We start from the raw sequence: 24374 nt of genomic DNA on the forward strand, positions 1-24374 counted from the left end.
GCGGGTGGGGGCGGGCGGGTCAGGCGGGTCCGGCTTTGTAGCCCACGCCGCGGACCGTGACCACGATCTCGGGGTGCTCGGGGTCCTTCTCGATCTTGGCCCGGAGCCGCTGGACGTGCACGTTGACCAGCCGCGTGTCGGCCGCGTGCCGGTAGCCCCACACCTGTTCGAGCAGGACCTCGCGGGTGAAGACCTGGCGCGGCTTGCGGGCCAGCGCGACGAGCAGGTCGAACTCGAGCGGCGTGAGGTTGATGGTCTCCTCGCCCCGCTTGACCGAGTGGCCGGCCACGTCGATGGTGATGTCGCCGATCTGGAGGATCTCCGGCGTCGGCTCGTCCGTACGGCGGAGCCGCGCGCGCACCCGCGCGACCAGCTCCTTCGGCTTGAACGGCTTGACGATGTAGTCGTCGGCGCCGGACTCCAGGCCGAGCACCACGTCGATGGTGTCGCTCTTCGCCGTGAGCATGACGATCGGGACCCCGGACTCGGCCCTGATCCTGCGCGCCACGTCGATGCCGTCGGCCCCCGGCAGCATCAGGTCGAGCAGGACAAGGTCCGGGCGCGTGTCCCGGAACGCGTCGAGCGCCTTGTCGCCGTCAGAGACGAAGGATGGTTCGAACCCCTCGCCCCGCAGCACGATTCCCAGCATCTCGGCGAGAGCGGCGTCGTCGTCGACGACCAGCACGCGACCTTTCATGGCCCCTCATTCGTTCTACGCATTCTGGGACATACCCGCACGATCGCTGAAGGTTACCCTTGGTAGGCCCATGAGTGTGACTTGAGCCCTGCAAAAGGCGAATTTCAGCTCCGCCCCCGCGACCGCAGTCCCAAGTCTGCGGTAACGGAGCGTCTTTAGGCCATCCCTGGTGCAGATCCATGCCAGATTCCCCCGTGAACAATGGGTCATCGGGCAGCGAATCGCCTCCGGGACGCCAAGCTCCCGCCCAGCATGCCAGGATTGGGATATGTCAGACGGTCACGGTCCCTCGCCCGAGACGCCCCCAGGTTGGTCGGCCGAACAGCCGCCGCCCTACAGCGCCCCGCCGGCCTCGCCGTGGACCGCGCCCGGCTCCCCCGAGCAGGTGCCCTACGGGCAACCGTACGGGCAGGCTCCACAGCAGCAGCCCTACGCCCCGCAGGCCCCCTACCCGCCCGGCCCGCAGCCGGGCTACGGCTACATGCCGCCGCCCCCCGTGCTGCGCCCCGGCATCATCCCGCTGCGCCCGCTGGGCCTCGGCGACATGCTCGACGGCACCATCAAGCTCATCCGCTCCAACCCGAAGGCGGTGCTCGGCCTGTCGGCCGTCGCCGCGCTGCTCGCCTCGGTGCCGATGGCCATCGGGCAGGCGTTCGTGCTCGACAGCATGGGCAGCGTGCTCACCGATCCCTCCGCCATGGACAACACCGAGCAGCTCGACAGCAGCATGGCCGGCCTCGCCGCCCAGTACGGCGGCAGCCTCGTCTCCTACGCCATCCAGTTCGTCGTGGTCACGCTGCTGACCGGGGTGATCACCCGCATACTCGGCCGGGCCGTCTTCGGCGGCAACCTCACGGCCGGCGAGGCGTGGCGGCTGGTCAAGGGCCGGGTGCCGGCGCTGTTCGGGGTCGTGGGCCTGATGGTGGTCATCATGGCGGTGCCGCTGATCGCCTTCGTGGTGATCGGCGTCGCGCTGGTGGCCAACGGCACCGGCGCCGGCGGCATGCTCGGGCTGATCGCGGTGTTCTTCATCCTCTACATCGCCTACTACCTGTTCTTCCGCACCCGCTTCGCGTTCGCCTCGCCGGCGGTGGTGCTGGAGGGCCGGGGGCCGATCGACGCCATGCGCCGCTCCTGGCAGCTCGTCACCGGCGACTTCTGGCGCGTGTTCGGCATCCTGCTGCTCACGTCGCTGCTGGTCGGCCTGGTGGCGGGCGTCCTGTCCGTCCCGTTCACGATCGCGGGCACGCTGTTCGGCATGCTCGGCGCGGGCTCGATGGTCAACGCCGTCGTGTCGGCCGTGCTGATCGCGATCGGCGGCACGCTCGGCGCGATGTTCACCTACCCCTTCGAGGCGGGCGTCTCCGGTCTCCTGTACGCCGACCGGCGCATGCGCAGCGAGGCCTTCGACCTCGTGCTGCAGACGGCGGCCATCGAGCAGCAGCGCCAGGGCTGGGTGCACGGCTCGGCCGACGAGCTCTGGCACCCGTCCAACTCCGCCGGGTCGTGAGCCCCATCGGCAGGGAGGAGGCCGCGCGGCGGGCCGCGGAGGAGCTCCTCAAGTCACCGTACGAGCGCGAGTCCCCGTTCGACATGCTCGTGCGGCGCTTCAACCAGTTCCTCGGCGACCTCGCCGACGCCGCGCTGGGCAACGGCCCGGTCGGCGGGATCGTCGCGAGCGTCGTCATCCTGGCGCTCGTCGTCGCCGCGGCCGCGCTGGTCTCGTGGCAGCTCCGCCGCATGTCGAGGCGGCGGGGCCTGGTCACCGGCGGCCTGTACGGCGAGCGCGCCCGCACCGCCGACGAGCACCGCCGGGCCGCCGAGCGGCTGGCCGGCGAGGGCCGCTGGAGCGAGGCGATCCAGGAGCGGCTCCGCGCCATCGCCCGCGACCTGGAGGAACGCGCGCTGGTCGACGGCATGCCCGGCCGCACCGCCGACGAGCTGGCCGCCGAGGCCGCGGCGGCGCTGCCGGACCTCGCCGGCGAGCTGGCGGCGGCGGCCCGCTCCTTCGACGACGTGACCTACGGCGGCGTGCCCGGCACCCCCGACGCCTACGCCACCATGGCCGGGCTCGACGACCGCCTGCGCCAGGCCCGCCCGGTCCCGCTCGCGGTCGCAGGGGAGGCGGCATGAACCCGCCGGCGACCACCAGGGACGCCACGAACCCGCCGGCCAGCATCGGGGAGGCGTCGTGAGCGCGCCCGCGGACGAGTCGCTCGCGCCCGGCGGGGCGGCGCTCGGTGAGCCGGTCGTCACCCGTGACGGGGTCGTCCCCGGCGACCCGCCGGGCGGCTCCGCCCCCACCTCGCCGACCCTCCGCTCCACCTGGCGCTCGGGCCGCCTGATCGTGCTCCTGGGCGCCCTCGTCGTGCTGATCGCGGTGCTCGGCGTCCTGCTCGCCCCGCAGCGCGGGCCCTCGCGCGCGCTCGACCCGGCGGACACCTCGCTCGCCGGGTCCAGGGCGCTGGCCGAGCTGCTGCGGGCGCGCGGCGTCCAGATCGACCGGGTCGACTCCGCCGAGGCGGCCGCCCGGCTCGCCACGACGGGCGGCACGCGGCTGCTGCTGATCACCGACACGGTCTACGCCGACGAGCACGCCCTGGCCGCGATCCCCGGCGACCGGCTGATCGTCGGCGACCTGCCCGGCCTGGCGGCGCTGGCGCCCGAGGTGCGCACCGTCCAGGAGCCGGCCCGGACCCGCTCGCGGGAGCCGGAGTGCGGGCTACCGGCCGCGCGGGCGGCGGGCAGCGCCTACATGGGCGGCACGGCCTTCCAGGGCCCTCCTGGCGCCGCACTCTGCTACCCGTCCACCGGCGAAGGCCACACGCTGGTGTCGTACGCCCGCGCGGGCGGCACGACGACGGTCGTCGGCGACGGCTCGTTCATGACGAACCTCCGCCTCGCCGAGGACGGCAACGCGGCCCTCGCGCTCAACCTCATCGGCACCGGCAGGCCGGTGACCTGGCTGGTACGGCCGGACAACCCGCCGGTCGCCGAGCTGCCGGGCGAACGCGGCCAGTCGCTGAACGACCTTCTACCGGACAACGTGCGCTGGACCGTCTACATGGCGCTCATCGCGGTGGCGGTCACCGCGATCTGGCGCGGCCGGCGGCTCGGGCCGGTGGTGACCGAGCGCCTGCCCGTCGTCGTACGCGCGGCCGAGACGATCGAGGGCCGTGGCCGCCTCTACCGTGCCAGGCGGGCCAGGCAGCGGGCCGCCGAGGCGCTGCGCGCGGGCACGATCGACCGGCTGACCCCCCGGCTCGGCCTGGCCACCGGAGCCGGCGGCCACGAGGTCGTGGCCGCGCTCGCCGCCCGCACCGGCCAGGACGCGCACCGGGTCGGCGCGGCCCTGTACGGCCCGCCGCCCGCGGACGACGCGGCCCTCGTCGCCCTGGCCGCATACTTGGACCTCATGGAAAGGCAGGTCAGTGAACTCTGAGGAGAGTTACCGCGTGACGACGTCCGCCGACGCGGCGAGGGACGCGCTCGCCGCGCTCCGCGCCGAGGTGGCGAAGGCCGTCGTGGGCCAGGACGCGGTGGTGACGGGGCTGGTCATCGCGCTGCTGTGCAGGGGGCACGTGCTGCTGGAGGGCGTGCCGGGCGTGGCGAAGACGCTGATGGTGCGCACGCTGAGCGCGGCGCTGTCGCTGGACTTCAAGCGGGTGCAGTTCACGCCCGACCTGATGCCGGGCGACGTGACCGGGTCGCTGATCTACGACGCGAAGACCGCGGAGTTCGAGTTCCGCGAGGGTCCCGTCTTCACGAACCTGCTGCTGGCCGACGAGATCAACCGCACCCCGCCGAAGACGCAGGCCGCGCTGCTGGAGGCGATGGAGGAGCGGCAGGTCAGCGTGGAGGGGTCGGCCCGGCCGCTGCCCGACCCGTTCGTGGTCTGCGCGACCCAGAACCCGGTCGAGTACGAGGGCACCTACCAGCTCCCCGAGGCGCAGCTCGACCGTTTCCTGCTGAAGCTGACCGTGCCGCTGCCGCCGCGCGAGCAGGAGATCGCGGTGCTGGAGCGGCACGCCCGCGGCTTCGACCCGCGCGACCTGTCGGAGGTCAAGCCGGTCGCGACCGCCGCGGACCTCGCCGCCGGGCGGGAGGCCGCGGCCCAGGTGCACGTGGCGCCCGAAGTGCTCGGCTACATCGTGGACGTGGCCCGCGCGACCCGGAACTCGCCGTCGTTGCAGCTCGGCGTCTCGCCGCGAGGCGCGACGGCGCTGCTCGCGGCCTCCCGCGCGTGGGCGTGGCTGTCCGGGCGGCACTACGTCACCCCCGACGACGTCAAGGCGCTGGCCAGGCCCGCGCTGCGGCACCGCGTGGGCCTGCGGCCCGAGGCGGAGCTGGAGGGCGCGACCGCCGACGGCCTGCTCGACGGCATCCTGGCCTCGGTCCCGGTCCCGCGCTGATGGCGCTGACGGGGCGGGCCGGGCTGGTCGCCGCGCTCGGGATCGTGCTGGTGATGCTCGCGCCGCGGCCCGGGGCGGCGCTGGCCGGCGTCTGCCTGCTGCTGGCGGCGGCGATCGTGATCGACCTGACGTTCGCGGGGGCGGTGCGTCCGCTGCGCCTGCACCGGTCCGGCGACACCCTGGTCCGGCTCGGGCAGCGGGCCACGGTCGAGCTCGTCGTGGAGAACCCCGGGTCCAGGCGGGTGCGGGGCGTGCTGCGCGACGCCTGGCCGCCGTCGGCCGGGGCCACGCCGCGCGTCGCGCGGCTCGACGTGCCGAAGGGCGAACGGCGCAAGATCGTCGTCACGCTCGACCCGGCCCGGCGCGGCGACCGCTCGTCGGTGGCGGTCACGGTGCGCTCGCTCGGGCCGCTCGGGCTGGCTGCGCGTCAGGGCGGCCACCGCGCGCCGTGGACGGTGCGGGTGCTGCCCCCGTTCCTGTCGCGCAAGCACCTGCCCTCGCGGCTGGCCCGGCTGCGCGAGCTCGACGGGCAGCATCCGGCGCTCGTACGCGGCCAGGGCACCGAGTTCGACTCCCTGCGCGAGTACGTCGTCGGCGACGACGTGCGCTCCATCGACTGGCGGGCCACGGCACGGCGGCACGACGTGGTCGTACGCACCTGGCGGCCGGAACGCGACCGCCGGGTGCTGATCGTGCTCGACACCGGGCGTACGTCGGCGGGCCGGGTGGGCGACGCGCCGATCCCCATGGCGGGCGCGACGCCGGGCGGCGGCGGGCTGCTGGCCCGGCCCGACCCGCGGCCGGTGCCCGGCTGGCCGCGGCTCGACTGGTCGATGGACGCGGCGCTGCTGCTGGCCGCGCTCGCCGCCCGCGCCGGTGACCAGGTCGACTTCCTCGCCTACGACCGGGCCGTACGCGCCTGGGTGGGCGGCGCCTCCCGCACCGAGCTGCTGTCGTCGCTGGTCAACGTCATGGCGCCGATCGAGGCCGAGCTGGTCGAGGCCGACGCGCAGGGCATGGTGGCGGCCGTGCTGTCGCGGGCCAGGCGGCGCTGCCTGGTGGTGCTGCTGACCGACCTCAACGGGGCGGCCATGGACGAGGGGCTCATGCCGGTGCTGCCGCAGCTCGCCTCGCGGCACCTGCTGCTGGTGGCCGGGGTGTCCGACCCCCGCGTGGCCGCGATGGCGGCGCGGCGGGGCTCGGCCGAGGAGGTCTACGACGCGGCGGCGGCCGAGCACGCCCAGCTCGAACGCCGGCGCATCACCGCCCGGCTGCGGCGGGCCGGGGTCGAGGTCGTGGACGCCCCGCCGGAGGACATCGCCCCGGCGCTGGCGGACGCCTACCTGGCGCTGAAGGCGGCGGGCCGGCTGTAGGGGGGCGGGGCCGGCTGTAGGGGGCCGCTCAGGCGGCCGGGGCGACGTCCGGGGCGCGTTCGAGGTCGCCGGTCTCGGCGGCCCGCGCGGCCCGGCGGCCGAAGCCGATGACGTACGCCAGGAAGGCCACCTCGGCGAGCACGCCGATCCCCACGCGGGCCCAGGTCGGCAGCGGCGACGGGGTGACGAACGCCTCGATCAGCCCCGACACGAACAGCACCACGACCAGCCCCAGCGCCACGCTCATCACGGCCCGCCCCTGCTCGGCCAGCGCCTCCGTGCGCCGGCGCGGCCCGGGGTCGATGACCGTCCAGCCGAGCCGCATGCCGACGGCCGCCGCCAGGAAGACGGCGGTCAGCTCCAGCAGCCCGTGCGGCGTGATCAGCCCGAAGAAGATGTCCAGCTTGTCGCGGGAGGCCATGAGGCCGCCGGAGACGCCGACGTTGGCCGCGTTCTGGAACAACACGTACGGGATGGGCAGCCCCAGCAGCACCGAGTAGATGACCACCTGGGCGGACAGCCAGGCGTTGTTGGTCCACACCCGGCCGGCGAACGACGCCGCCGGGTTCTCCGAGTAGTAGTCGGCGAAGTCGTGCTCGACGAGCTGGGTGATCTCGTCGGGCGTGCCGATCGCGGCCTGCACGTCGGGGTTGCCCGCCACCCACGCGCCGAACGCCCACGCCACCGCCGTGCTCGCCAGCGCGGCGGCCAGCCACCACCACCGCGCCCGGTAGGCCACCACGGGGAACGACACCGTGAAGAACCGGACGAACTCCCGCCAGGCGGGCGCGTGCGCCCCCGTCACCGCCGACCGCGCCCGCGCCACCAGCGCCGACAGGCGGCCGATGAGCATGGGGTCGTGCGCCGAGGAGCGGACGATCGACAGGTGCGTCGCCACCCGCTGGTAGAGGTCGACCAGCTCGTCCACCTCGGCGCCGGTCAGCGACGAGCGGTGCTTCACCAGATGGTCGAGCCTGTCCCAGACAGGGCGGTGTGCGGCGATGAACGCGTCGATGTCCACCCGAACATTCTGGCCGCTCACTCACCTGCGCTGAGCCGTTAGGCTCCAGATATGTCGGAGGTTGTGACAGGTGACGCCGTTGTCGTCGAGGTACGCGTGGCGCAGATGCCCTCGCGCGCCCTGGCGATCGTCATCGACCTGGCCGTGCAGGTGACCGTGCTGATAGGGGCCTACGTGCTGCTGGGGGCGTTCGCCACGGTGTCGGACCCGGCGGCGTTCGCGGCCGTCATGGTCGCGCTGATGGTCCTGGTGATGGTCGGCTACCCGGTGATCTTCGAGTCGGTGAGCAGGGGGCGCAGCCTCGGCAAGCTGGCGCTCGGGCTGCGGGTGGTGAGCGACGACGGCAGCCCCGAGCGGTTCAGGCAGGCGCTGTTCCGCGGGCTCGCGGGCGTGGTGGAGTTCTGGATGCTCTCCGGGGCGCCCGCGCTGATCTCCTCGCTGGTCTCGCAGCGGGGCAAGCGGCTCGGCGACATCTTCGCCGGCACGATCGTCATCTCCGACCGGGCGCCGCGGCAGAGCGGGCAGGCATTCCAGATGCCGCCGCCGCTCGCCGCGTGGGCGGCCACGCTGGAGCTGTCGCGGCTGCCTGACGAGGTGGCGCAGGCGGCCCGGCAATACCTGCTGCGCTGGCACGACCTGTCGCCGCAGGTCCAGCACGAGATGGGGATGCGGATCGCGGCCCAGACCGCGGCGTTCGTCTCGCCCGCCGCGCCGGCCGGGGTGCCGCCGTACGCGTATCTGAGCGCCGTGCTGGCCGAGCGCCGGCGCCGCGAGGAGGCCCGGCTGGCGCTGCGGGCCGGCGCCGCGGCCGGGCCGCAACCGCCGCGGCCCTCGTACCCGCCGCCGCCCCAGCCCTCCCACGCTCCCTCGCCCTCCTATGCTCCCCCGCCCCAGCCCACCTACGCTCCCCCGCCTCAACCCTCCTACGCTCCTCCCCCGCCGCCCCCGCCGGGTCCTGGGGCGGGTGTCACGCCGGGTGGGTTCGCGCCCCCGCAATGACGAACGGCGGCCGCCCCGCTCAGGGGACGGCCGCCGTCGCTCAGGGGGTCAGTGGCCCCCGCCGGGCCGGTACGACTCCTGGGTCTGCACGTTCAGCCGACCCGTCTTGACGTGCCGGGCGCTGTCGGTCAGCCGATGGTCGATCTTGACGATGTCGAGGCCGGCGTGGAAGTCGGCCCCGTAGATGTAGCCGTTGTAGTAGTAGGCGGACCAGATCCCGCCGCCGCTGCCGTCCGCGCGGGGACCGCGTTCGAAGTAGCCGATCTCCTTCGGGTTGGCCGAGTCGGTGAAGTCCCAGACGGACAGGCCGCCCATGTACCACGCCTGCACCATGATGTCGCGGCCCTTGACCGGGATCAGCGAGCCGTTGTGCGCGACGCAGTTCTCGCTGTCGGCCTGGTAGCGCGGGATCTTGAAGTAGCTCTTGAAGACGAGCTGCCCGCCGACGATGTCGTAGATGGCGTCCGCGCCCCGGTTCGGGCCGGTGGCCTCGTTGCAGGTGGCCAGGCCACCGCCGCCGAGCTCGTCGGTGAAGACGACCTTCCTGGCGTCGTTGCTGAACGTGGCCGAGTGCCAGAACGCGAAGTTCGGGTCGGTGGTGCGGGCGGTCACCCGCGGGTTGAGCCGGTCGCTGATGTCGAACAGCACGCCGTCGCCCATGCAGGCGCCCGCGGCGATGTCCTTCTCCGGGTAGGCGGTGATGTCGTGGCAGCCGCTCGTGGGCACCAGCAGGCCGGGCTGGGTCTCGTTGCCGCCGTCGGGGAAGACGACCGGGGTGGCCGCGACGGCCGCCTCGGCAGGCTTCTTCAGCGGCACCTTGATGATCGAGATCTTGTCGTGCGGCGGCTGGCAGTCCGGGAAGGTGTCGATCGGGCTGTACGACGAGACGTACACGTAGACGTTCTTGTTCTGGTCACGGCCCTTGCCCGGGACCAGGGTCAGCGTGTGGGAGCCGCAGTTCGTCTCGACCGACTTGATGTAGCGCGGGTTGGCCTTGTCGGAGATGTCGAAGATCCGGACGCCCTCCCACGCCTCCTTGTGGTCGGCGCTCAGGGCCGTGCTGTTGCAGGAGTCGTCGCTGCGGGAGGAGTCGACGGCGCTGAACAGCAGGTTGCCGTACACGCTGACGTCCATCTGCGAGCCCGGGCAGACGACGGAGCTGACCGGTTTGGCCTTCTTCGGGTCGCGGATGTCGTAGATGGAGAAGCCGCCGTAGTTGCCGACGTAGGCGTAGCCGTCCTGGAAGGCCAGGTCGGTGTTGATGGTGCCGGCGAGCGGGGCGGGCTTCGGGATGTTGAGCACGTGGGTGACGTTCCCGCTGGTGACGACGGTGTCGGCGGGCGGGATGTCGGCGGTGGCCGCGGTGGCGGTCGCGGGGGTCGCGGTCAGCGACAGGGCGAAGGCCGCCGCGACCGCCGCTAGGGAGCGGCGGCGCGGGATGGACAACTCGGGAGCCTCCTTGACGTCAGTGCCCGTGACCGTGACCGTGGTCCGGGTAGCTCTCCTGCGTCTGCGCGTTGAGCAGGCGCGACTTGACGCTGTTCGCCTGGTTCGTCCGCGGGTCGTTGATCTTCAGCACGTCCAGGCCGAGGTTGAAGTCGGAGCCGTAGATGTAGCCGTTGTAGTAGTACGCCGACCAGAAGCCGCCGCTCAGCGCCGGAGCGGTGTTGTCCGGGCCGCGCTCGAAGAAGGCGATCTCCTTGGCGTTGGCGGAGTCGGTGAAGTCGACCACCGAGATGCCGCCCTGGTACCACGCCTGCACCATGATGTCGCGGCCCTTGACCGGGATCAGCGAGCCGTTGTGCGCGACGCAGTTCTCGGTGTCGGCCTGGTGGCGTGGGATCTTGAAGTAGCCCTTGAAGACGAGCTGCCCGCCGACGATGTCGTAGTAGGCGTTGGCGCCCCGGTTCGGGCCGATGGCCTCGTTGCAGGTGGCCCTGGTGCCGCCGCCGAGCTCGTCGGTGAAGATCACCTTGGTGCCGGAGTTGTTGAACGTGGCGGAGTGCCAGAAGGCGAAGTTCGTCTCGTCGCGTACCTGGGCGGTGACCTTGGGCTGTTCGGGGTCGCGGATGTCGAGCAGGATGCCGTCGCCCATGCAGGCGCCGGCGGCGATGCCCTTCTCCGGGTAGGCCGTGATGTCGTGGCAGCCGGTCGTGGCCGACTTGCCGACGGGGTAGCTGCCCGGCACGCCGCCGAAGCCGCCGTCGACGGGGAACAGGTTGGGCGTGGCGATCACGGACGCGGCCGTCGGGTTCCGCAGCGGGACCTTGATGATCGAGATCAGGTCGTGCGGGGGCTGGCAGTCGGGGAACGCCGCGCTCGGGCTGTAGGAGGAGACGTAGACGTAGACGTTCTCGCCGCTGCGGTCGGGCACCAGCGTGTGGGTGTGGGAGCCGCAGTTGGTCTCGACCGACTTGATGTAGCGAGGGTTGGCCTTGTCGGAGATGTCGAAGATGCGCATCCCCTCCCACGACTCCTTGACGCTCGCGGGCTGCGAGGTGCTGGCGCACGAGTCGTTGTTGCGGGAGGAGTCGACGGAGCCGAACAGCAGGTTGCCGTAGACCGACACGTCCATCTGGCCGCCGGGGCAGACCAACGAGCTGACCAGCCGCGTCTTCTTCGGGTTCTTGATGTCGTAGATGGAGAACCCGTAGTAGTTGCCCACGTAGGCGTAGTCGCCCTGGAAGGCCATGTCGGTGTGGATGTCGGCGAGGGCCTCGGGCTTCGGCACGTTCGTGACATGTGTGATGTTGGGGCTCATGACGATCTCGCCGGGAGCCGGGATGTCCGCGGCCTGGGCGGGCAGAGTCGTGCCGGCCAGCGCCACGACCGCCGCGAACAGGATGAGGGCCCTGCGGGGGCTTAACACCGGGCAATCCTCCTATAAAGGGAGCATAAATCTACGCCATCTTGACGCGCCGGAGCCCCGCTAGCCAGCGTCCAAACTGTCAATTTTTGTTCCGATTCGCCCTCTTTCAATCCACCTGTCATTGGCTTAGAGTGCGCAGTCTCTACACCCTCAGTCAGGGAGGCTGGGTGCGCTCCGCGCTCAACGTCATTGCAGGCACGCTCGTCACCCTCACCGGCATCGCGCTCTCCGGCTGCTCATCCTCCCCGCCACCGGCCCCACGGGCGGACGCGACCGCGCCCGTGATCGCCCCCGGGCGTCCCGGCGAGCAGGCGAGGACGCTCGGCCCCGGCGAGGCCGCCACCGCCGTGCCCTCGCCGACCGCGAACGCCGCCGACGTCATCTACGTCCAGGACATGATCATCCATCACCGTCAGGCGCTCGACATGGCGCTGCTCGCGCCGAGCCGGGCGCAGTCGGCCAAGGTGAAGGGCATGGCCGACCGGATCAGGGCCGCTCAGGGGCCGGAGATCCAGTACATGACGGGCTGGCTGCGCGAGCAGGGTCAGAAGGAGCCCGACCACCACGCCGCGCACGACGGCATGGCGGGCATGGCCACCCCGGAGCAGCTCGACGCGCTGAAGGCGGCCAAGGGCGCCGCGTTCGACCGGATGTTCCTGCAGCTCATGATCAACCACCACCTGGGCGCGATCAAGATGTGCGAGCAGGTGCTGAGCAGCGGCTCGCACATGCGCATCGAGGAGCTGGCGAGCGAGGTCAGCGTCGAGCAGACCGCCGAGATCCGCCGCATGCAGCAGATCGAGCGCGAGCTCCCACCCGCCTGAGTCTCAGGAGCCCACGCGCCAGGAGTGCAGGTAGTCCTCCTGCTCGCCGGTCAGCCGGTCGATGCCGATCCCGGCCGCGGCCAGCTTGAGCCTGGCCACCTCGTGGTCGATCTCCTCCGGGACGTCGTACACGCCGGGCGCGAGGCCGGCGCGCTCGGCGGCCAGCCACTCCACGGCGAGGGCCTGCGCGGAGAACGACATGTCCATCACGGCGGCCGGATGCCCCTCGGCCGCCGTGAGGTTGACCAGCCGCCCCTCGGCCAGCAGCAGCAGGCGGCGGCCGTCGGGCATCACGTACTGGTCGGTGTTGGGGCGGACGCCGCGCTGCACCTCGCCGGCCAGCTCGTCCAGCGCCCGGACGTCGATCTCCACGTCGAAGTGCCCCGCGTTGGCCAGGATCGCCCCGTCCTTCATGACGGACAGGTGCTCGGCCCTGATCACGTCGCGGTTGCCGGTCACGGTGACGAACAGGTCGCCGAGGAGCGCGGCCTGCGCCATCGGCTGCACCTCGTAGCCCTGGAGGGTCGCGTCGAGCGCCTTGACCGCGTCGATCTCGGTCACGATCACCCGCGCCCCGAACCCCTTGGCCCGCTCGGCCACGCCCCGCCCGCAGTAGCCGAAGCCGGCCACGACCACCGTACGGCCCGCGAGCAGGGTGTTCGTGGCCCGCATGATGCCGTCCAGGGTGGACTGGCCGGTGCCGTACCGGTTGTCGAACATGCGCTTGGTGCGCGTGTCGTTGACGGCCACGACGGGGAAGCGCAGCGCCCCCTCCGCCGCCATCTGGCGCAGCCGGATGATGCCGGTCGTGGTCTCCTCACAGCCGCCGCCGACCCGCTCCAGCAGGTCGACGCGCTCGGTGTGCAGGATGTTGACCAGGTCGCAGCCGTCGTCCAGCACGAGATCGGGCCCCACGTCCAGAGCCCGGTGGATGTGCCGGTAGTAGGCGGCCCGGTCGACGCCCGCGCGGGCGTGCACCCCGATCCCATAACCACGCAGCGCCTCGGCCACGTCGTCCTGGGTGGACAGCGGGTTGGAGGCGGCCAGGGCGATCTCCGCCCCGCCCGCCTGCAGCGCCCCCATCAGCACGGCCGTCTCGGCCGTGACGTGCAGGCAGGCCGCGATCTTCAGCCCGGCGAGCGGCCGTTCGAGCGCGAACCGCTCGCCGATGGCGGTGAGCACCGGCATCGAGCGGGCGGCCCAGGAGATCTGCCGCTCGCCGCTTTCCCTCAGGTCCATGGCCTGCCGCAGCGGATCAGTAGCGGTAGTGGTCGGACTTGTACGGACCCTCGACGTGCACGCCGATGTAGGCGGCCTGCTCCTTGGTCAGCTCGGTGAGCTTGACGCCGAGCGCGTCGAGGTGCAGCCGCGCCACCTTCTCGTCGAGGTGCTTGGGCAGCGTGTAGACGCCGATCGGGTATTCGGCGGTCTTGGTGAACAGCTCGATCTGCGCGATCACCTGGTTGGTGAACGAGTTGGACATGACGAAGCTGGGGTGGCCGGTGGCGCAGCCCAGGTTCATCAGCCGGCCCTCGGCGAGCACGATGATCGAGTGGCCGTCCTCGAAGACCCACTCGTCGACCTGCGGCTTGATGTTGTTCTTCACGATGCCGGGCAGCTTGGCGAGGCCGGCCATGTCGATCTCGTTGTCGAAGTGGCCGATGTTGGAGACGATCGCCTGGTGCTTCATCTTCGCCATGTGCTCGGCGGTGATGATGTTGAAGTTGCCGGTGGCGGTCACGAAGATGTCGGCGATGCCGACGACGTCGTCCAGGGTGGTGACCTGGAAGCCGTCCATGGCGGCCTGGAGGGCGCAGATCGGGTCGATCTCGGTGACGATGACGCGGGCGCCCTGGCCGCGCAGCGCGTCGGCGCAGCCCTTGCCGACGTCGCCGTAGCCGCAGACGACCGCGACCTTGCCGCCGATGAGCACGTCGGTGGCGCGGTTGAGGCCGTCGATGACGGAGTGGCGGCAGCCGTACTTGTTGTCGAACTTCGACTTGGTGACCGAGTCGTTGACGTTGATGGCCGGGAAGAGGAGCTGGCCGTTCTTGTGCATCTCGTACAGGCGGTGCACGCCGGTGGTGGTCTCCTCCGTCACGCCCTTGATGCTCTCGGCGATGCGGGTCCACCGCTTGTCGGCGCCGACCGTGCGGGTGAGCAGGTCGACGATGACGTGCCACTCCTCCGGGTCGTCGGCCGTGGCGGGCGGGACGGCGCCGGCCTTCTCGTACTCGGCGCCCTTGTGCACGAGGAGCGTGGCGTCGCCGCCGTCGTCGAGGATCATGTTGGGGGCGTCACCGCCGGGCCAGGTGAGCGCCTGCTCGGTGCACCACCAGTATTCCTCCAGCGTCTCGCCCTTCCAGGCGAACACCGGGACGCCCTTCGGGTCCTCCGGGGTGCCGTCGGGGCCGACGACCACCGCGGCGGCGGCGTGGTCCTGGGTGGAGAAGATGTTGCAGCTCACCCAGCGGACCTCGGCGCCGAGGGCGACCAGCGTCTCGATGAGGACGGCGGTCTGGATCGTCATGTGCAGGGAGCCCATGATCTTCGCACCACGGAGGGGCTGGGAGGCCGCGTATTCCTTGCGGATCGCCATCAGGCCGGGCATCTCGTGCTCGGCGAGCCGGATCTCCTTGCGGCCGAAGTCGGCAAGTGAAAGGTCTGCGACCTTGAAGTCCATGGGTTTCCCCTCGCGCTGACGGTGATTGTCGCGAGAAGTCTAGGCGGCGCCGGGCAGCGGTCGCATCCACGGGACGTCGAAACTGACGTAAGAATGTAAGGATGCGCATCACGGAAGCGGCCAGGCGGCTCGGCATGTCCCCTCGAATGCTTCGCTACCGGGAGGCGCTCGGGCTGCTGCCACCCGTGCGTGAGCAGGGCGCGCACCGCCGCTTCGGGCCCGAGGAGCTGGCCGCGGTGGCGCAGGGGGTGGAGCTGGAGAAACGGTTCGACGTCTCGCCGGCCGAGCTGGCGTTCGCGCTGCGGGTGCTGAGCGAGCCCGCGGTGGCCGCCGCCGTACGCGACCTCGGGGTGCGGATCGGGCGCATCCAGGTGCCGCGCAGGGCCCTCGACTTCGAGAAGGAGAAGGCCCTGCGCCTGCTGCGCCCCGGCCGACGCCCCTCAGACAGGTGAGAGGCCGGGGCTCGGGTCGTGGCTCAGTTGGACGCCGGGGTGCGCAGCCGGTCGAGGTCGGGCTCCAGGTAGATGACCCGGGCGATCGGCTCCGCCTCGCGGATGCGCCGCTCGGCCTCGTCGATGCCGCGCGCCACCTCGGCCGCCGTGTCGTTGTGCTCGACCGCGATCTTCGCCGCCACCAGCAGCTCCTCCGGGCCGAGGTGCAGCGTGCGCATGTGGATGATCCGCTCCACCTCGGGCGCGCTCTCCAGCGCGGCGCGGATCCGGGTCTCCACCTCGGGCGAGGCGCCCTCGCCGACCAGCAGCGACTTGGTCTCCATGGCCAGCACGACCGCGATGATCGCCAGCAGCACGCCGATCATCATGGTGCCGACGCCGTCCCAGACGCCGTTGCCGGTGATCACCGCCATCGTCACGCCGAACAGCGCGAAGATGAGGCCGAGCAGCGCGCCGAGGTCCTCCAGCAGGATGACGGGCAGCTCGGGCGACTTCGACCGGCGGACGAACGCCACCCACGACTGCTTGCCGCGCACCGCGTTCGATTCCTTGATCGCGGTGCGGAACGAGAAACCCTCCGCGATGATCGCGAAGATGAGCACCCCGAAGGCCCAGATGGGCGACTCGACGTTCGTCGGGTGCGAGATCTTGTGCCAGCCCTCGTAGAGCGAGAAGGCCGCGCCGATCGTGAACAGCACCACCGCGACCACGAAGGCGTAGAAATAGCGCTCGCGGCCGTAGCCGAAGGGATGCTCCTTGGTGCTGGCCCGCGCCGCCCGCTTGCCGCCGATCAGCAGCAGCACCTGGTTGCCCGAGTCGGCGACGGAGTGGATGCCCTCCGCCAGCATCGACGATGATCCGGTGAACGCCGCCGCCACGAACTTGGCCACCGCGATGGCCAGGTTGGCGGTCAGGGCCGCAATGATCGCTTTTGTTCCGCCGCTCGCGCTCACCGGTCTTCTCCACTCCTAGTTGAGGCTTGGAGAGGATCCTATTGGGAGATTCTTGCCCTGAGTTCTGTGATCGCCGATACAGAGGTCGGATCGATGCCGTAGCCCAGCGCGAGATAGGCGCTGGCATAGTCGCCGAGCCCGATCAGCGAGGCCATCCGCTCCAGCGGATGCGCGCCCTCGGCGACCAGCTCGGTCACGGGCACGTCCCGGTCGCGGGCCAGCCGCAGCGCCGCCTCGCGCTGCCGCGTCACCTGGGGATGCTCCTCGACGTCACGCAGGACCACGAGCCGCAGGGTGCGCCCGGAGGTGTCGGCGAAGATGTCGCGCTCGGCCATCGGGCCGTCGAACACGGCCACCTGGTTGTGGCCCGCCTCGGGCAGCTCGCCGTAGATCGCCGGATATTTGGCGTTGGCGCCCAGCTGGCCGGTGAGCCGGGTGGCCGCCACGCGCGTGACCGCCGACGTGCCCCAGATCACCGGAACGCTCTCGGCGAGGTCCATCGCGAGCGACTTGCCGGGGTTGATGAAGGTGTCGCTGGACGGCCGGCACCGGTGCGCCATGTCCTCCAGCGACCCCGCCACCCGTTCGAACAGGCCGGGCTCGACGCTCACCAGCCGCAGCGCGGCGGCGGCCACGACGGTCGGGATCGCCAGCAGCCAGAGGTTGGCCCGTGACGGGCCGGTGACCGGCACCGCCACGTAGCTCGCCGACGCCTGCAGGGCGATCGCCTCCAGCGAGGAGCCCGCGGGCCCCACGCCGAGCAGCGTGCAGCCGCGCCGGACGGCCTGCATGGCCACCGACACGGTCTCCTCGGTGTCGCCCGAGCCGGACACGGCGATGACGAGATCGGTCGCGCCCACCCAGCCGGGGAGCTGGTAGGAGCGCAGGGTCACGATCGGCAGCGGCACACCTGAGCCGGCCACGGCCGCGAGCAGGTCACCCGCGATGCCCGAGCCGCCCATGCCCGCCACCACGACCGCTCGCGGCCGCCCGTGGGCGAGCAGCCGGTCGAGGTGAGCCTCGGCGGCCACGCGGGCGCCGGTGCGGACCTGCGCCGCGGACGCGGCGACCGCGGGCAGCATGCCGGAGGGGTCGGCCTCGCTCAGATGAGCCTGGTCGTCGAGCCGGTCCGGCTCCCAGGTCACGGCTTCCTGGCCTCGTCGACGAGCAGAACGGGGATGTCATCCCGGACGGGGTAGACCAGGCCGCAGCCGGTGCAGGCCAGCTCCTCGGACTCGGACTCGGCGCGCAGGGGCGCCTTGCACGCCGGACAGGCCAGGATCTCCAGCAGCCAGTCGTCGATCTTCACAAGTTCACCTATTCCGCTTTCCGTCACCAGCTTGACCGTAACACCACGGCGCGACCGTCAGGCGGGCTGAGCCGGCCCGGTCCTCGTCGGAGGATCAACCGACGGACACCGCGCCGTCGCGCCCTTCTCGCGCGAGGAAGTCTGCCACGAACTCCGCGGTCTGCTCCCAGCCCTCGACGGCCACGCACTCCACGCCCATCAGCTTGACGGGGTAGTCGTTGCCGCCCTCGTCGAGCCGGTCGCCGACGAACAAGACGTCGTCGATCGACAGGTCGAGGGCTTCGAGCAGGCGGCCGATGCCGTACGCCTTGTCGACGCCCTGCCGGGTGATGTCGACCGACGTCGAGCCGCCGCCGCGGACCTCCAGGTCCGGCAACTGCTCGGAGACCCGCGCGCACAGCAGGCGGCGCTTGGCGCCGTCGGGGTCCCAGGCGTATTTCGCCTGCGGCGGGGCCTGCTGCCCGAGAGCCGAGAAGGTGATCTGGCTGCCGCGGTCCTCGATGATGTCGCCCCAGGTGTCGTCGCTCCAGAGGCCGAGCTCCTTGGCGGACCGGGTGAGCACCTCGATGATCTCCGCCTTCTCGGCCTCGGCGAAGTCCTCGGCGTAGACCAGGGACCAGTCGCCGTCCTTCCAGCGGTAGTAGCGCGTGCCGCAGGTCGGCATGAGGTGCAGCCGGGCACGCTGACCGTCGTCGATGGGAAGGTGGCGCAGCACCTGGGTCTGGAACTGGGCGAACTGCCCGCCGGAGATCACGCAGACCTCGACGGCGTCGAGCAGCCGCGCCAGGAGGGCGGCCATCCGCTCGTCGATCTGGGACTTGGACACCGCCAGTGTGTCGTCCAGGTCGAAGGCGACCAGGGAGAACGTGCGATTAATCGGAACTCCTACGATTCGACCGTGGACACGACCTTCGACCCTACCGGCCGACAGTGAAGAGCGCGTCTCACCTTTCGCGGTTGGGTTGAGCCGAGCGGAGGATGCGCAGGTGGCCCCGCCGGCCGACCTCGACGCCGTCGCCGACCGGCTCGCCGCTGCCAGGGCGGGCCGGGCGCGCGGCCTCCCTGACGGCGTTGGCCAGGGCTTCGAGGTCGTCAGAGCTGGGTGAGGCGCCGTCCGTGGGCAGCCGCACCACCTCCCAGCCGCGAGGAGCGGTCAGCCGTTCGGCGTGTTCGGCGCACAGGTCGTAGCAGTGTGGCTCCGCGTACGTCGCCAGGGGGCCGAGAACAGCGGTCGAGTCGGCGTATACGTACGTGAGCGTGAAGACGGCAGGCTGGCTGCAGGCGGTGCGGGAACAGCGGCGGACGGGGCTCACGGAGGGACCGTATCTGGTAAGAGTGCGAGGCGCCACTATCTGAGCGCTCTTAACGAGCGTGTCGCCACAATTCGGACACCTGTCTCAGCCTTTCCACCCACATGCCCCGATGACGTACCCCGGACCACCTGCCGGGATCGCCGGACGACGTCGGCTGGGGGCGTACGAAAGGATCACCACCGGGCTACCCACCTGGGCGCGTCCGCGCCCCGTCGTACGGTGATCGGGTGGATCGTCCCCGTACACTTGCCGTGTGACACCACGGCGCGGTCCCAGACGGCGCGATCGCCACGGTCGCGGGCTTCGCGGCCCGCTCGCCCCCTCGCATGTTCCCATGGCCAGGTCGCGCAGCGAGCGCTTCGACGACCTCGTGCTCGACGCCGTCGACCGGCTGCGTCCCCGCTGGGAGCGGCAGCTCTCGGCGGTGGAGTTCGCGGTCGAGGAGGTGCCGCCGCTCAGCGAGCTGGACGACGGGCCGCGCCTGACCTCCGACCCGATCCCGTTCGGCCGCGCCGACGCCGCCAGCGGCCAGAACCCGGCGGCGGTGGTCGTCTACCGCCGCCCGCTGGAGGCCAGGGCGCGCGACCGCGACACGCTCGGCGCGATGGTCCACGACACCGTGGTGGAGCAGGTCGCCACGCTGCTCGGCCTCTCCCCCGAGACCGTCGACCCCGGCTACGACGACCGCCGCTGACCTCACGGGGCGACCACGCGCGCGGTGTCCGTGAGCGGGGGCAGCAGGGTCCACACCCGCGCGGGGGCCAGCGGCTGGACGGTGAGCATGAGCCCGTCCTGCAGACGTTCCTCCAGCACCCGGCCGCCGTAGACCTCCCCGGCCACCGGGGTCACCACGATCGCGAAGTCGCCGCGCGCCTTGAGCCGGACGCTCCGGGTGCGGTTCGCGGGCACGTCCACGTCGAACGGCGGCTCGGCCGCCCCCTTGCCCGGCACCACCTGGACCCGTACCTTGCCCGCCGCGCCGCCGACCGCCGTGAGCACCAGGCGGGAGCCGGCGCCGTTGCGGGCCACCGCGCTGCCCAGCTCCAGTGACGGCGTGCCGGCGGTGAAGGCGACGTCCTGGTGCTGACCGGTGCCGGTCATGGCCACGCCGGCCACGATCGGCACGTTCGAGGTGAGGACGAGGGCCGCGGACGAGGCGCCGAGCCCGGTGGTGACGTCCGCGGAGACGACGCCGCCGGCCGGCACGTCGAGCGTCTCGCGACCGCGCATCGCGTACTCGGCGTCCTCGCCGACCGCGCGCACCCGCACCACCGCGTCCGTCTCGCCGGGGGTGGCGACGAGGAGCTGCCGGCCTCCGCCGCCGCCCGGGATGCCGGGCACGACCACGCGGGTGGCGGGCATGGCCGCGGCGGGCAGCCAGTCGACGCCGCCGCTCTCCAGGACGGCGCGGGCCGAGACGGCGACCCGGCCGAGGATCGTGGTGACGCTGACAGCCGTGATCTCGGCCGACGGCGCGAGCGTACGCAGGTCGATCGCGCGCTCCCGGCCCGGCGGCACCTCGAGCCCCACGCCCTTGTCACCGGAGACCGGGCCCTCGGGGGCGTGCACCTGCACGTCCACCAGGGCGGGGGCCTTGTCGGCGTTGGCCAGGCGGAGGACGACGTTCGCCTCGGCGGGCCCGGGACCGAGGAGCCAGGTGACCGGGGCGGGCTCGGTGCAGCGCACGCCGGCCAGGCCGCGGTCCGCGCCGCCGGTCACGCGTACGGTGTAGCCGGCCTCCAGCGCGCCCGGCCCGTCGGTCACGTACGGCGCGCCGCTCTTCATGGTCTCGTACGTCAGCGAACCGGGCAGGTAGACGCCGACCTTCTCCCTCTTCGTCCCGGGACAGACGGCGGTGACCGACTCGACCGGCACCTTGCGCGGGGCGGCGGAGGCCGGGGCCGCCGGGACGGGGCGGGTGATCCAGGCGATTCCGAACAGGGCCGCGAGCACGACGGTCACCACCGCGAGGAGGCCGTACCTGTTCTCGACGAAGGTCCTCATCACGCCCTCGCCGCCAGGAGGGGCGCGGCGGGCACGGGCTCGGCGGGCGCCTCCTGCGGGCTCTCGCGCCGCCCGGGCGCGGCGAGGACCACCATGACCAGCACCATCACGCCCTGCGCCCACAGCCACGGCCGGTGCAGGACGCTGTCCGGCTTGACCGGCACGCGGGTGACCGGCTCGGCCAGCCGCCACAGGCCGCCGGCCTCCGACAGGCTCAGGCGTTCCAGTGAGGGCTGCGAGTCGAGCGTCCTCGCGAGCCCCGGCGGCACGGGCGGAGCCACCGCGACCATGGCGATGCCCTGCTGGGCCAGGGTGGCCGCGTCGCCGCCGCGCCCGCCGATCAGCCCTTGGGCGGCGGTGGCCACGCGGGCGGCGGCCTCGGCGGGCACGGGCAGCTCGGCCTCGCCGAGCAGCGGCGTACGGCCGTGCAGCACGGTGAAGGCGGCGCCCTTGACCACGAGGGTGCGCTCGCCGTTCTGGCTGCGGGCGGCGGCGAGTGCGGGCAGCACGTAGGGGGCGTCACCGGTGAGCGGGCCGCGTACGCCGGTGGCCACCCACCAGCCGGCGGCCAGCAGCGGCGTGCTGAAGGCCACCGCCACGACCGCGGTCGCGCCGAGCCGCTGGAGGCCGCCGCCGGCGCGCAGCTCGGCCAGGCGGTGCGCGGTCAGGGCGACGAGCACGACGAGCCCGGTGCCGGCGAACGCGAGCGGCACTCCCGGCCAGGCCCGCGCCCCTTCGATCTCGATGCGGCTGACCAGGATCGCGACCAGCGTCCCGTACAGCGCGACGCCCCAGCCGATGGCGACGATCGTCCGCTGGCGGCGCATGAGCAGCGCGGCCAGCGCCGTCACGAGCAGGCCCGCGGTCACCCAGAAGGGCGGCAGTCCCGGCCCTCCGGGGGCGAGCGCGAGCAGCGACTCGGGCGCGAGGGCGGGATCGACCAGGGCGGGGTCGTGCAGCCCGGCCTCCCGCAGGATCCGGCCCGGCTCCGTCACGAGCCCGGCCAGCCAGGGGAACAGCAGCGCCACCGGCACGAGCAGCGCGATGGCGACGGACGTCACCGCGCCGCGCGGCCGCCGCACCGCGAGCGCGGCCCCGCCGAGCAGCGCGACCATCGGGTACGCCAGCGGCACGAACGCCGTACCGACCGCCAGCAGCAGCCCGAGCGCCCAGGCGGCGCGGCGGGCGCGGCGCGGCTCGGCGGACAGCAGGGTCGTGCCGAGCGAGGCGTAGACCGGCACCAGCACGAACACCACGGCCGTGCCCAGCCGCCCGGCCGCGATGGCGCCGGTCGCGACGGGCAGCAGCGCGTACGTGCCGGCCGCCCACGCCCGCGCCGGCACCGCCGGGACGACGTGCCTGGTGGCGAGGTACGCGGTGGCCCCGGCCAGCGGCACCGAGCCGAGCAGCAGCACCGACACGGCCAGCCAGGTCTTGCCGAGCGCCAGCGTGGACAGGGCCGCGACGACCGCCACGTAGGGCGGGGCCCAGGCGTCGGAGCCGAGCCCGACGCCGTCGTGGAAGCCTTCGGTGTAGAACGCCCACAGATCGCCCGCACCGCCGGTGACCGGCACCAACGCTCCCCCGCCGAGCCGGTCGCCGAGCAGCAGGGAACGTTCGGCGACCAGCGAGACGGCGGCCAGCGCGAGCATGAGGACGACGCCGGGCCTGGACAGGAACCGTTTGACCGCGCCGCCGTCGTCGGGCACGAGCGCCTGTTCCTCGTCCTCCCCCGAGGAGGGGGCGGCGTGGTGGTGGCGGCCGGAGGCGTCCACGGGCGCTCCGCCGGCGAGGAAGCTCTGCACCATGTCGACCAGCCGGCGGTAGGCCGCACCCGGCGGGGTCATTAACCGCTTTACGCGTATATATCCCTTCTTGCGGCCGTAGCGGCGGTCGCGGCGCGCCCGCATCAGCCGGAACGGATGCACCAGCACCGACCCCATCGCGACCAGCTCGTCCAGCGCGTTCGCCGGCTGCTTGCCCACGATGAACAGCAACGTGCGGAAGGCCGAGCCGAGCACGTTCCGCAGCAGTGCCCAGAGCATCGCGCGGAACGGCAGGTTCGCCATGACCACGAAGATCGCGTTACGCCGGTCGAGCCGGCGGGGATGGTCGCCGCTCACCGTGATGCGCCGCCGCCGGCGGGCCGCCGCCTCCGCGTGCCAGGCCACGGCCGAGGTCGTGACGAGCACCTTGTGCCCGGCGTTGCGAATCCGCCAGCACAGGTCGAGGTCGTCGCGGAACAACGGCAGGAACGGGTCGAGCCCGCCCACCGTCTCCCACACGTCGCGGCGGACCAGCATCCCGGCCGTGGAGACCGACATGACCTCGCGTACGCCGTCGTGCTGTCCCTGGTCGAACTCGTGCGGCTCCAGCCCGGTGTCCCTGCGCCCGGTACGGCCGACCGTCACGCCCACCTCCAGCAGGCGGCGGCGGTCGAGCCAGTCACGCAGCTTGGGGCCGATCACCGCGGCCTTCGGCTCCTGCCCGGCCACGGCGAGCAGGGCCTCCAGAGCCCACCGGTCGGGGGCGCAGTCGTCGTGGAGCAGCCAGATCCACTCGTCGGGGCCTGCGGAGGGAAGGCGGCCGAGCGCCTCGGCGACCGACTCGGCGAAGGCGGCGGAACGGGGCAGGGAGATCACGTTGCCACGGCCGAGCGCCTGGACCAGCAGGTCGGCCGAGCCGTCCCTGCTGCCGTTGTCGACGCCGATCACGCGGTCGGGCCTGCGGCTCTGGCTCACCAGCGCCCGCAGCGTCTCCCCCAGCCAGCGCCCGCCGTCGTGCGCGACGACGACCACGGTGACGTAGGGACGGGACATGTGCAGGTGACTCCTGGGGGGTTGATCAGGCGCGCCCACCTTACATGCCCAAGCAGTCAGAAAACGCGAAAAAGGGTCACGTGGGCAGACCCACGTGACCCTTCCTCCTCTATGTCAAACGGCCTGGCGCTTGATCCGTCTGCGCTCCCGTTCGGACAGCCCACCCCAGATGCCGAACCGCTCATCGTGCTCGAGTGCGTACTCCAAACACTCCGCACGGACCTCGCACGATCGGCAGACCTTCTTGGCCTCTCGGGTGGAGCCGCCCTTCTCAGGGAAGAACGCCTCCGGATCGGTCTGCGCGCACAACGCACGCTCCTGCCAGCCAAGTTCTTCAGCGTCAAGCTGATCCTGTGCGATGACCGGATCGGTCACTGCACACCTCCCTGCCGCCCGCCCGCAATGGAGCCCCCCATGAACGCCTTCCTTATTACCCACCCACGGGAAGGCATAACAACATGGCTGTAATTACACGCGCGTGCGCTGTCCGGCGTCAAGCGGCATGCAGGTATCCGGGGAAAGACCAGATCTCGCCCCGGTGTGCTTGGCATGTGATGTTCTCGCCCGGACGAACCCGCCTGAAACATGGGCTCGCCAGGGGTCGTTCAACCTGTCAGCGGTCCGAACCGTACCAGGGCGGTATAGA

23 protein-coding genes are annotated in these 24374 nt (G+C 72.2%); 9 read left to right on the forward strand and 14 right to left on the reverse strand.

Annotated features, from left to right (window positions below):
* Window positions 1-19: 19 nt before the first annotated feature.
* On the reverse strand, window positions 20-697 hold the full coding sequence (mtrA, locus tag SMD20_RS23810) for an MtrAB system response regulator MtrA (protein ID WP_043620615.1): 678 nt from the start codon (window positions 695-697) through the stop codon (window positions 20-22).
* 268 nt (window positions 698-965) lie between these two features.
* On the opposite strand from mtrA, the gene SMD20_RS23815 reads away from it, so the two are divergent.
* Genes SMD20_RS23815 through SMD20_RS23835 form a run of 5 tightly spaced genes read left to right on the forward strand, consistent with a single transcriptional unit; the run spans window position 966 to window position 6482 of the window.
* Complete coding sequence (locus SMD20_RS23815) at window positions 966-2207, forward strand: glycerophosphoryl diester phosphodiesterase membrane domain-containing protein (RefSeq protein ID WP_329584668.1); 1242 nt, start codon at window positions 966-968, stop codon at window positions 2205-2207.
* Entirely contained in the window at window positions 2204-2830 is a 627-nt protein-coding gene (locus SMD20_RS23820; RefSeq protein WP_329584670.1) for a DUF4129 domain-containing protein, read from the forward strand. The genes SMD20_RS23815 and SMD20_RS23820 overlap by 4 nt, the downstream gene beginning before the upstream one ends.
* A gap of 58 nt (window positions 2831-2888) precedes the next feature.
* Window positions 2889-4139: a DUF4350 domain-containing protein gene (locus SMD20_RS23825; protein ID WP_329584672.1), complete on the forward strand. Its 1251-nt coding sequence runs from the start codon at window positions 2889-2891 to the stop codon at window positions 4137-4139.
* Between the two features lie 13 nt (window positions 4140-4152).
* Window positions 4153-5109 carry an AAA family ATPase gene (locus SMD20_RS23830; RefSeq protein WP_329584674.1) on the forward strand — a complete coding sequence of 319 codons (957 nt, stop codon included), beginning with the start codon at window positions 4153-4155 and terminating at the stop codon, window positions 5107-5109.
* Window positions 5109-6482 carry a DUF58 domain-containing protein gene (locus tag SMD20_RS23835; protein ID WP_329584675.1) on the forward strand — a complete coding sequence of 458 codons (1374 nt, stop codon included), beginning with the start codon at window positions 5109-5111 and terminating at the stop codon, window positions 6480-6482. The genes SMD20_RS23830 and SMD20_RS23835 overlap by 1 nt, the downstream gene beginning before the upstream one ends.
* A gap of 28 nt (window positions 6483-6510) precedes the next feature.
* On the opposite strand, the gene SMD20_RS23840 is transcribed toward SMD20_RS23835, so the two are convergent.
* On the reverse strand, window positions 6511-7503 hold the full coding sequence (locus SMD20_RS23840) for a stage II sporulation protein M (protein ID WP_329584677.1): 993 nt from the start codon (window positions 7501-7503) through the stop codon (window positions 6511-6513).
* A gap of 51 nt (window positions 7504-7554) precedes the next feature.
* Here SMD20_RS23840 and SMD20_RS23845 point away from each other — a divergent pair, with 51 nt between their 5' ends.
* The gene (locus SMD20_RS23845) at window positions 7555-8502 is read left to right on the forward strand and encodes an RDD family protein (RefSeq protein ID WP_329584679.1); all 948 of its coding nucleotides are present in this window, start codon (window positions 7555-7557) and stop codon (window positions 8500-8502) included.
* A 48-nt stretch (window positions 8503-8550) separates the two neighbouring features.
* On the opposite strand, the gene SMD20_RS23850 is transcribed toward SMD20_RS23845, so the two are convergent.
* Entirely contained in the window at window positions 8551-9948 is a 1398-nt protein-coding gene (locus SMD20_RS23850; RefSeq protein WP_329584680.1) for an LVIVD repeat-containing protein, read from the reverse strand.
* Window positions 9949-9967: 19 nt separating this feature from the next.
* Window positions 9968-11371, reverse strand: a complete 1404-nt coding sequence (locus SMD20_RS23855) for an LVIVD repeat-containing protein (protein WP_329584682.1) — start codon at window positions 11369-11371, stop codon at window positions 9968-9970.
* A gap of 167 nt (window positions 11372-11538) precedes the next feature.
* Here SMD20_RS23855 and SMD20_RS23860 point away from each other — a divergent pair, with 167 nt between their 5' ends.
* The gene (locus tag SMD20_RS23860; protein ID WP_329584684.1) at window positions 11539-12195 is read left to right on the forward strand and encodes a DUF305 domain-containing protein; all 657 of its coding nucleotides are present in this window, start codon (window positions 11539-11541) and stop codon (window positions 12193-12195) included.
* A 3-nt stretch (window positions 12196-12198) separates the two neighbouring features.
* On the opposite strand, the gene SMD20_RS23865 is transcribed toward SMD20_RS23860, so the two are convergent.
* Together SMD20_RS23865 and ahcY are read right to left on the reverse strand one after the other, a co-directional pair.
* On the reverse strand, window positions 12199-13434 hold the full coding sequence (locus SMD20_RS23865; RefSeq protein ID WP_329584686.1) for an adenosylhomocysteinase: 1236 nt from the start codon (window positions 13432-13434) through the stop codon (window positions 12199-12201).
* 16 nt (window positions 13435-13450) lie between these two features.
* A complete protein-coding gene (gene ahcY / locus SMD20_RS23870) occupies window positions 13451-14878 on the reverse strand; it encodes an adenosylhomocysteinase (protein ID WP_329584688.1) in 1428 nt (475 codons plus the stop codon).
* A 101-nt stretch (window positions 14879-14979) separates the two neighbouring features.
* On the opposite strand from ahcY, the gene SMD20_RS23875 reads away from it, so the two are divergent.
* Window positions 14980-15330 carry a MerR family DNA-binding transcriptional regulator gene (locus tag SMD20_RS23875; RefSeq protein ID WP_329584690.1) on the forward strand — a complete coding sequence of 117 codons (351 nt, stop codon included), beginning with the start codon at window positions 14980-14982 and terminating at the stop codon, window positions 15328-15330.
* Window positions 15331-15353: 23 nt separating this feature from the next.
* Here the strand turns inward: SMD20_RS23875 and SMD20_RS23880 are convergent, their stop codons facing one another.
* The 5 genes from SMD20_RS23880 to SMD20_RS23900 form a co-directional block, all read right to left on the reverse strand.
* Window positions 15354-16283 carry a cation diffusion facilitator family transporter gene (locus tag SMD20_RS23880; protein WP_329584692.1) on the reverse strand — a complete coding sequence of 310 codons (930 nt, stop codon included), beginning with the start codon at window positions 16281-16283 and terminating at the stop codon, window positions 15354-15356.
* 38 nt (window positions 16284-16321) lie between these two features.
* Entirely contained in the window at window positions 16322-17428 is a 1107-nt protein-coding gene (locus SMD20_RS23885; RefSeq protein ID WP_329584694.1) for an SIS domain-containing protein, read from the reverse strand.
* Entirely contained in the window at window positions 17425-17592 is a 168-nt protein-coding gene (locus SMD20_RS23890; RefSeq protein ID WP_020541353.1) for a Trm112 family protein, read from the reverse strand. Before SMD20_RS23890 ends, SMD20_RS23885 begins: the two co-directional genes overlap by 4 nt.
* A 94-nt stretch (window positions 17593-17686) precedes the next feature.
* Window positions 17687-18631 carry an HAD-IIB family hydrolase gene (locus tag SMD20_RS23895; RefSeq protein ID WP_442942605.1) on the reverse strand — a complete coding sequence of 315 codons (945 nt, stop codon included), beginning with the start codon at window positions 18629-18631 and terminating at the stop codon, window positions 17687-17689.
* The gene (locus SMD20_RS23900) at window positions 18537-18905 is read right to left on the reverse strand and encodes a DUF3499 domain-containing protein (protein ID WP_020546329.1); all 369 of its coding nucleotides are present in this window, start codon (window positions 18903-18905) and stop codon (window positions 18537-18539) included. The genes SMD20_RS23895 and SMD20_RS23900 overlap by 95 nt, the downstream gene beginning before the upstream one ends.
* 334 nt (window positions 18906-19239) lie before the next feature.
* Here SMD20_RS23900 and SMD20_RS23905 point away from each other — a divergent pair, with 334 nt between their 5' ends.
* Entirely contained in the window at window positions 19240-19599 is a 360-nt protein-coding gene (locus tag SMD20_RS23905; RefSeq protein WP_329584697.1) for a metallopeptidase family protein, read from the forward strand.
* Between the two features lie 2 nt (window positions 19600-19601).
* Here SMD20_RS23905 and SMD20_RS23910 read toward each other — a convergent pair whose 3' ends face one another.
* The 3 genes from SMD20_RS23910 to SMD20_RS23920 all read right to left on the reverse strand — a co-directional run bounded on the left by SMD20_RS23910 (window position 19602) and on the right by SMD20_RS23920 (window position 24103).
* On the reverse strand, window positions 19602-20909 hold the full coding sequence (locus SMD20_RS23910) for a DUF5719 family protein (protein WP_329584700.1): 1308 nt from the start codon (window positions 20907-20909) through the stop codon (window positions 19602-19604).
* Window positions 20909-23728, reverse strand: coding sequence for a glycosyltransferase family 2 protein (locus SMD20_RS23915; protein ID WP_329584702.1), 2820 nt, complete (start codon window positions 23726-23728; stop codon window positions 20909-20911). The genes SMD20_RS23910 and SMD20_RS23915 overlap by 1 nt, the downstream gene beginning before the upstream one ends.
* Window positions 23729-23842: 114 nt before the next feature.
* Window positions 23843-24103: a WhiB family transcriptional regulator gene (locus SMD20_RS23920; protein WP_020546325.1), complete on the reverse strand. Its 261-nt coding sequence runs from the start codon at window positions 24101-24103 to the stop codon at window positions 23843-23845.
* Window positions 24104-24374 lie beyond the last annotated feature (271 nt).

Origin of the sequence: Nonomuraea sp. LP-02 (assembly GCF_036289125.1) — a bacterium.
GTDB lineage: Bacteria > Actinomycetota > Actinomycetes > Streptosporangiales > Streptosporangiaceae > Nonomuraea > Nonomuraea bangladeshensis.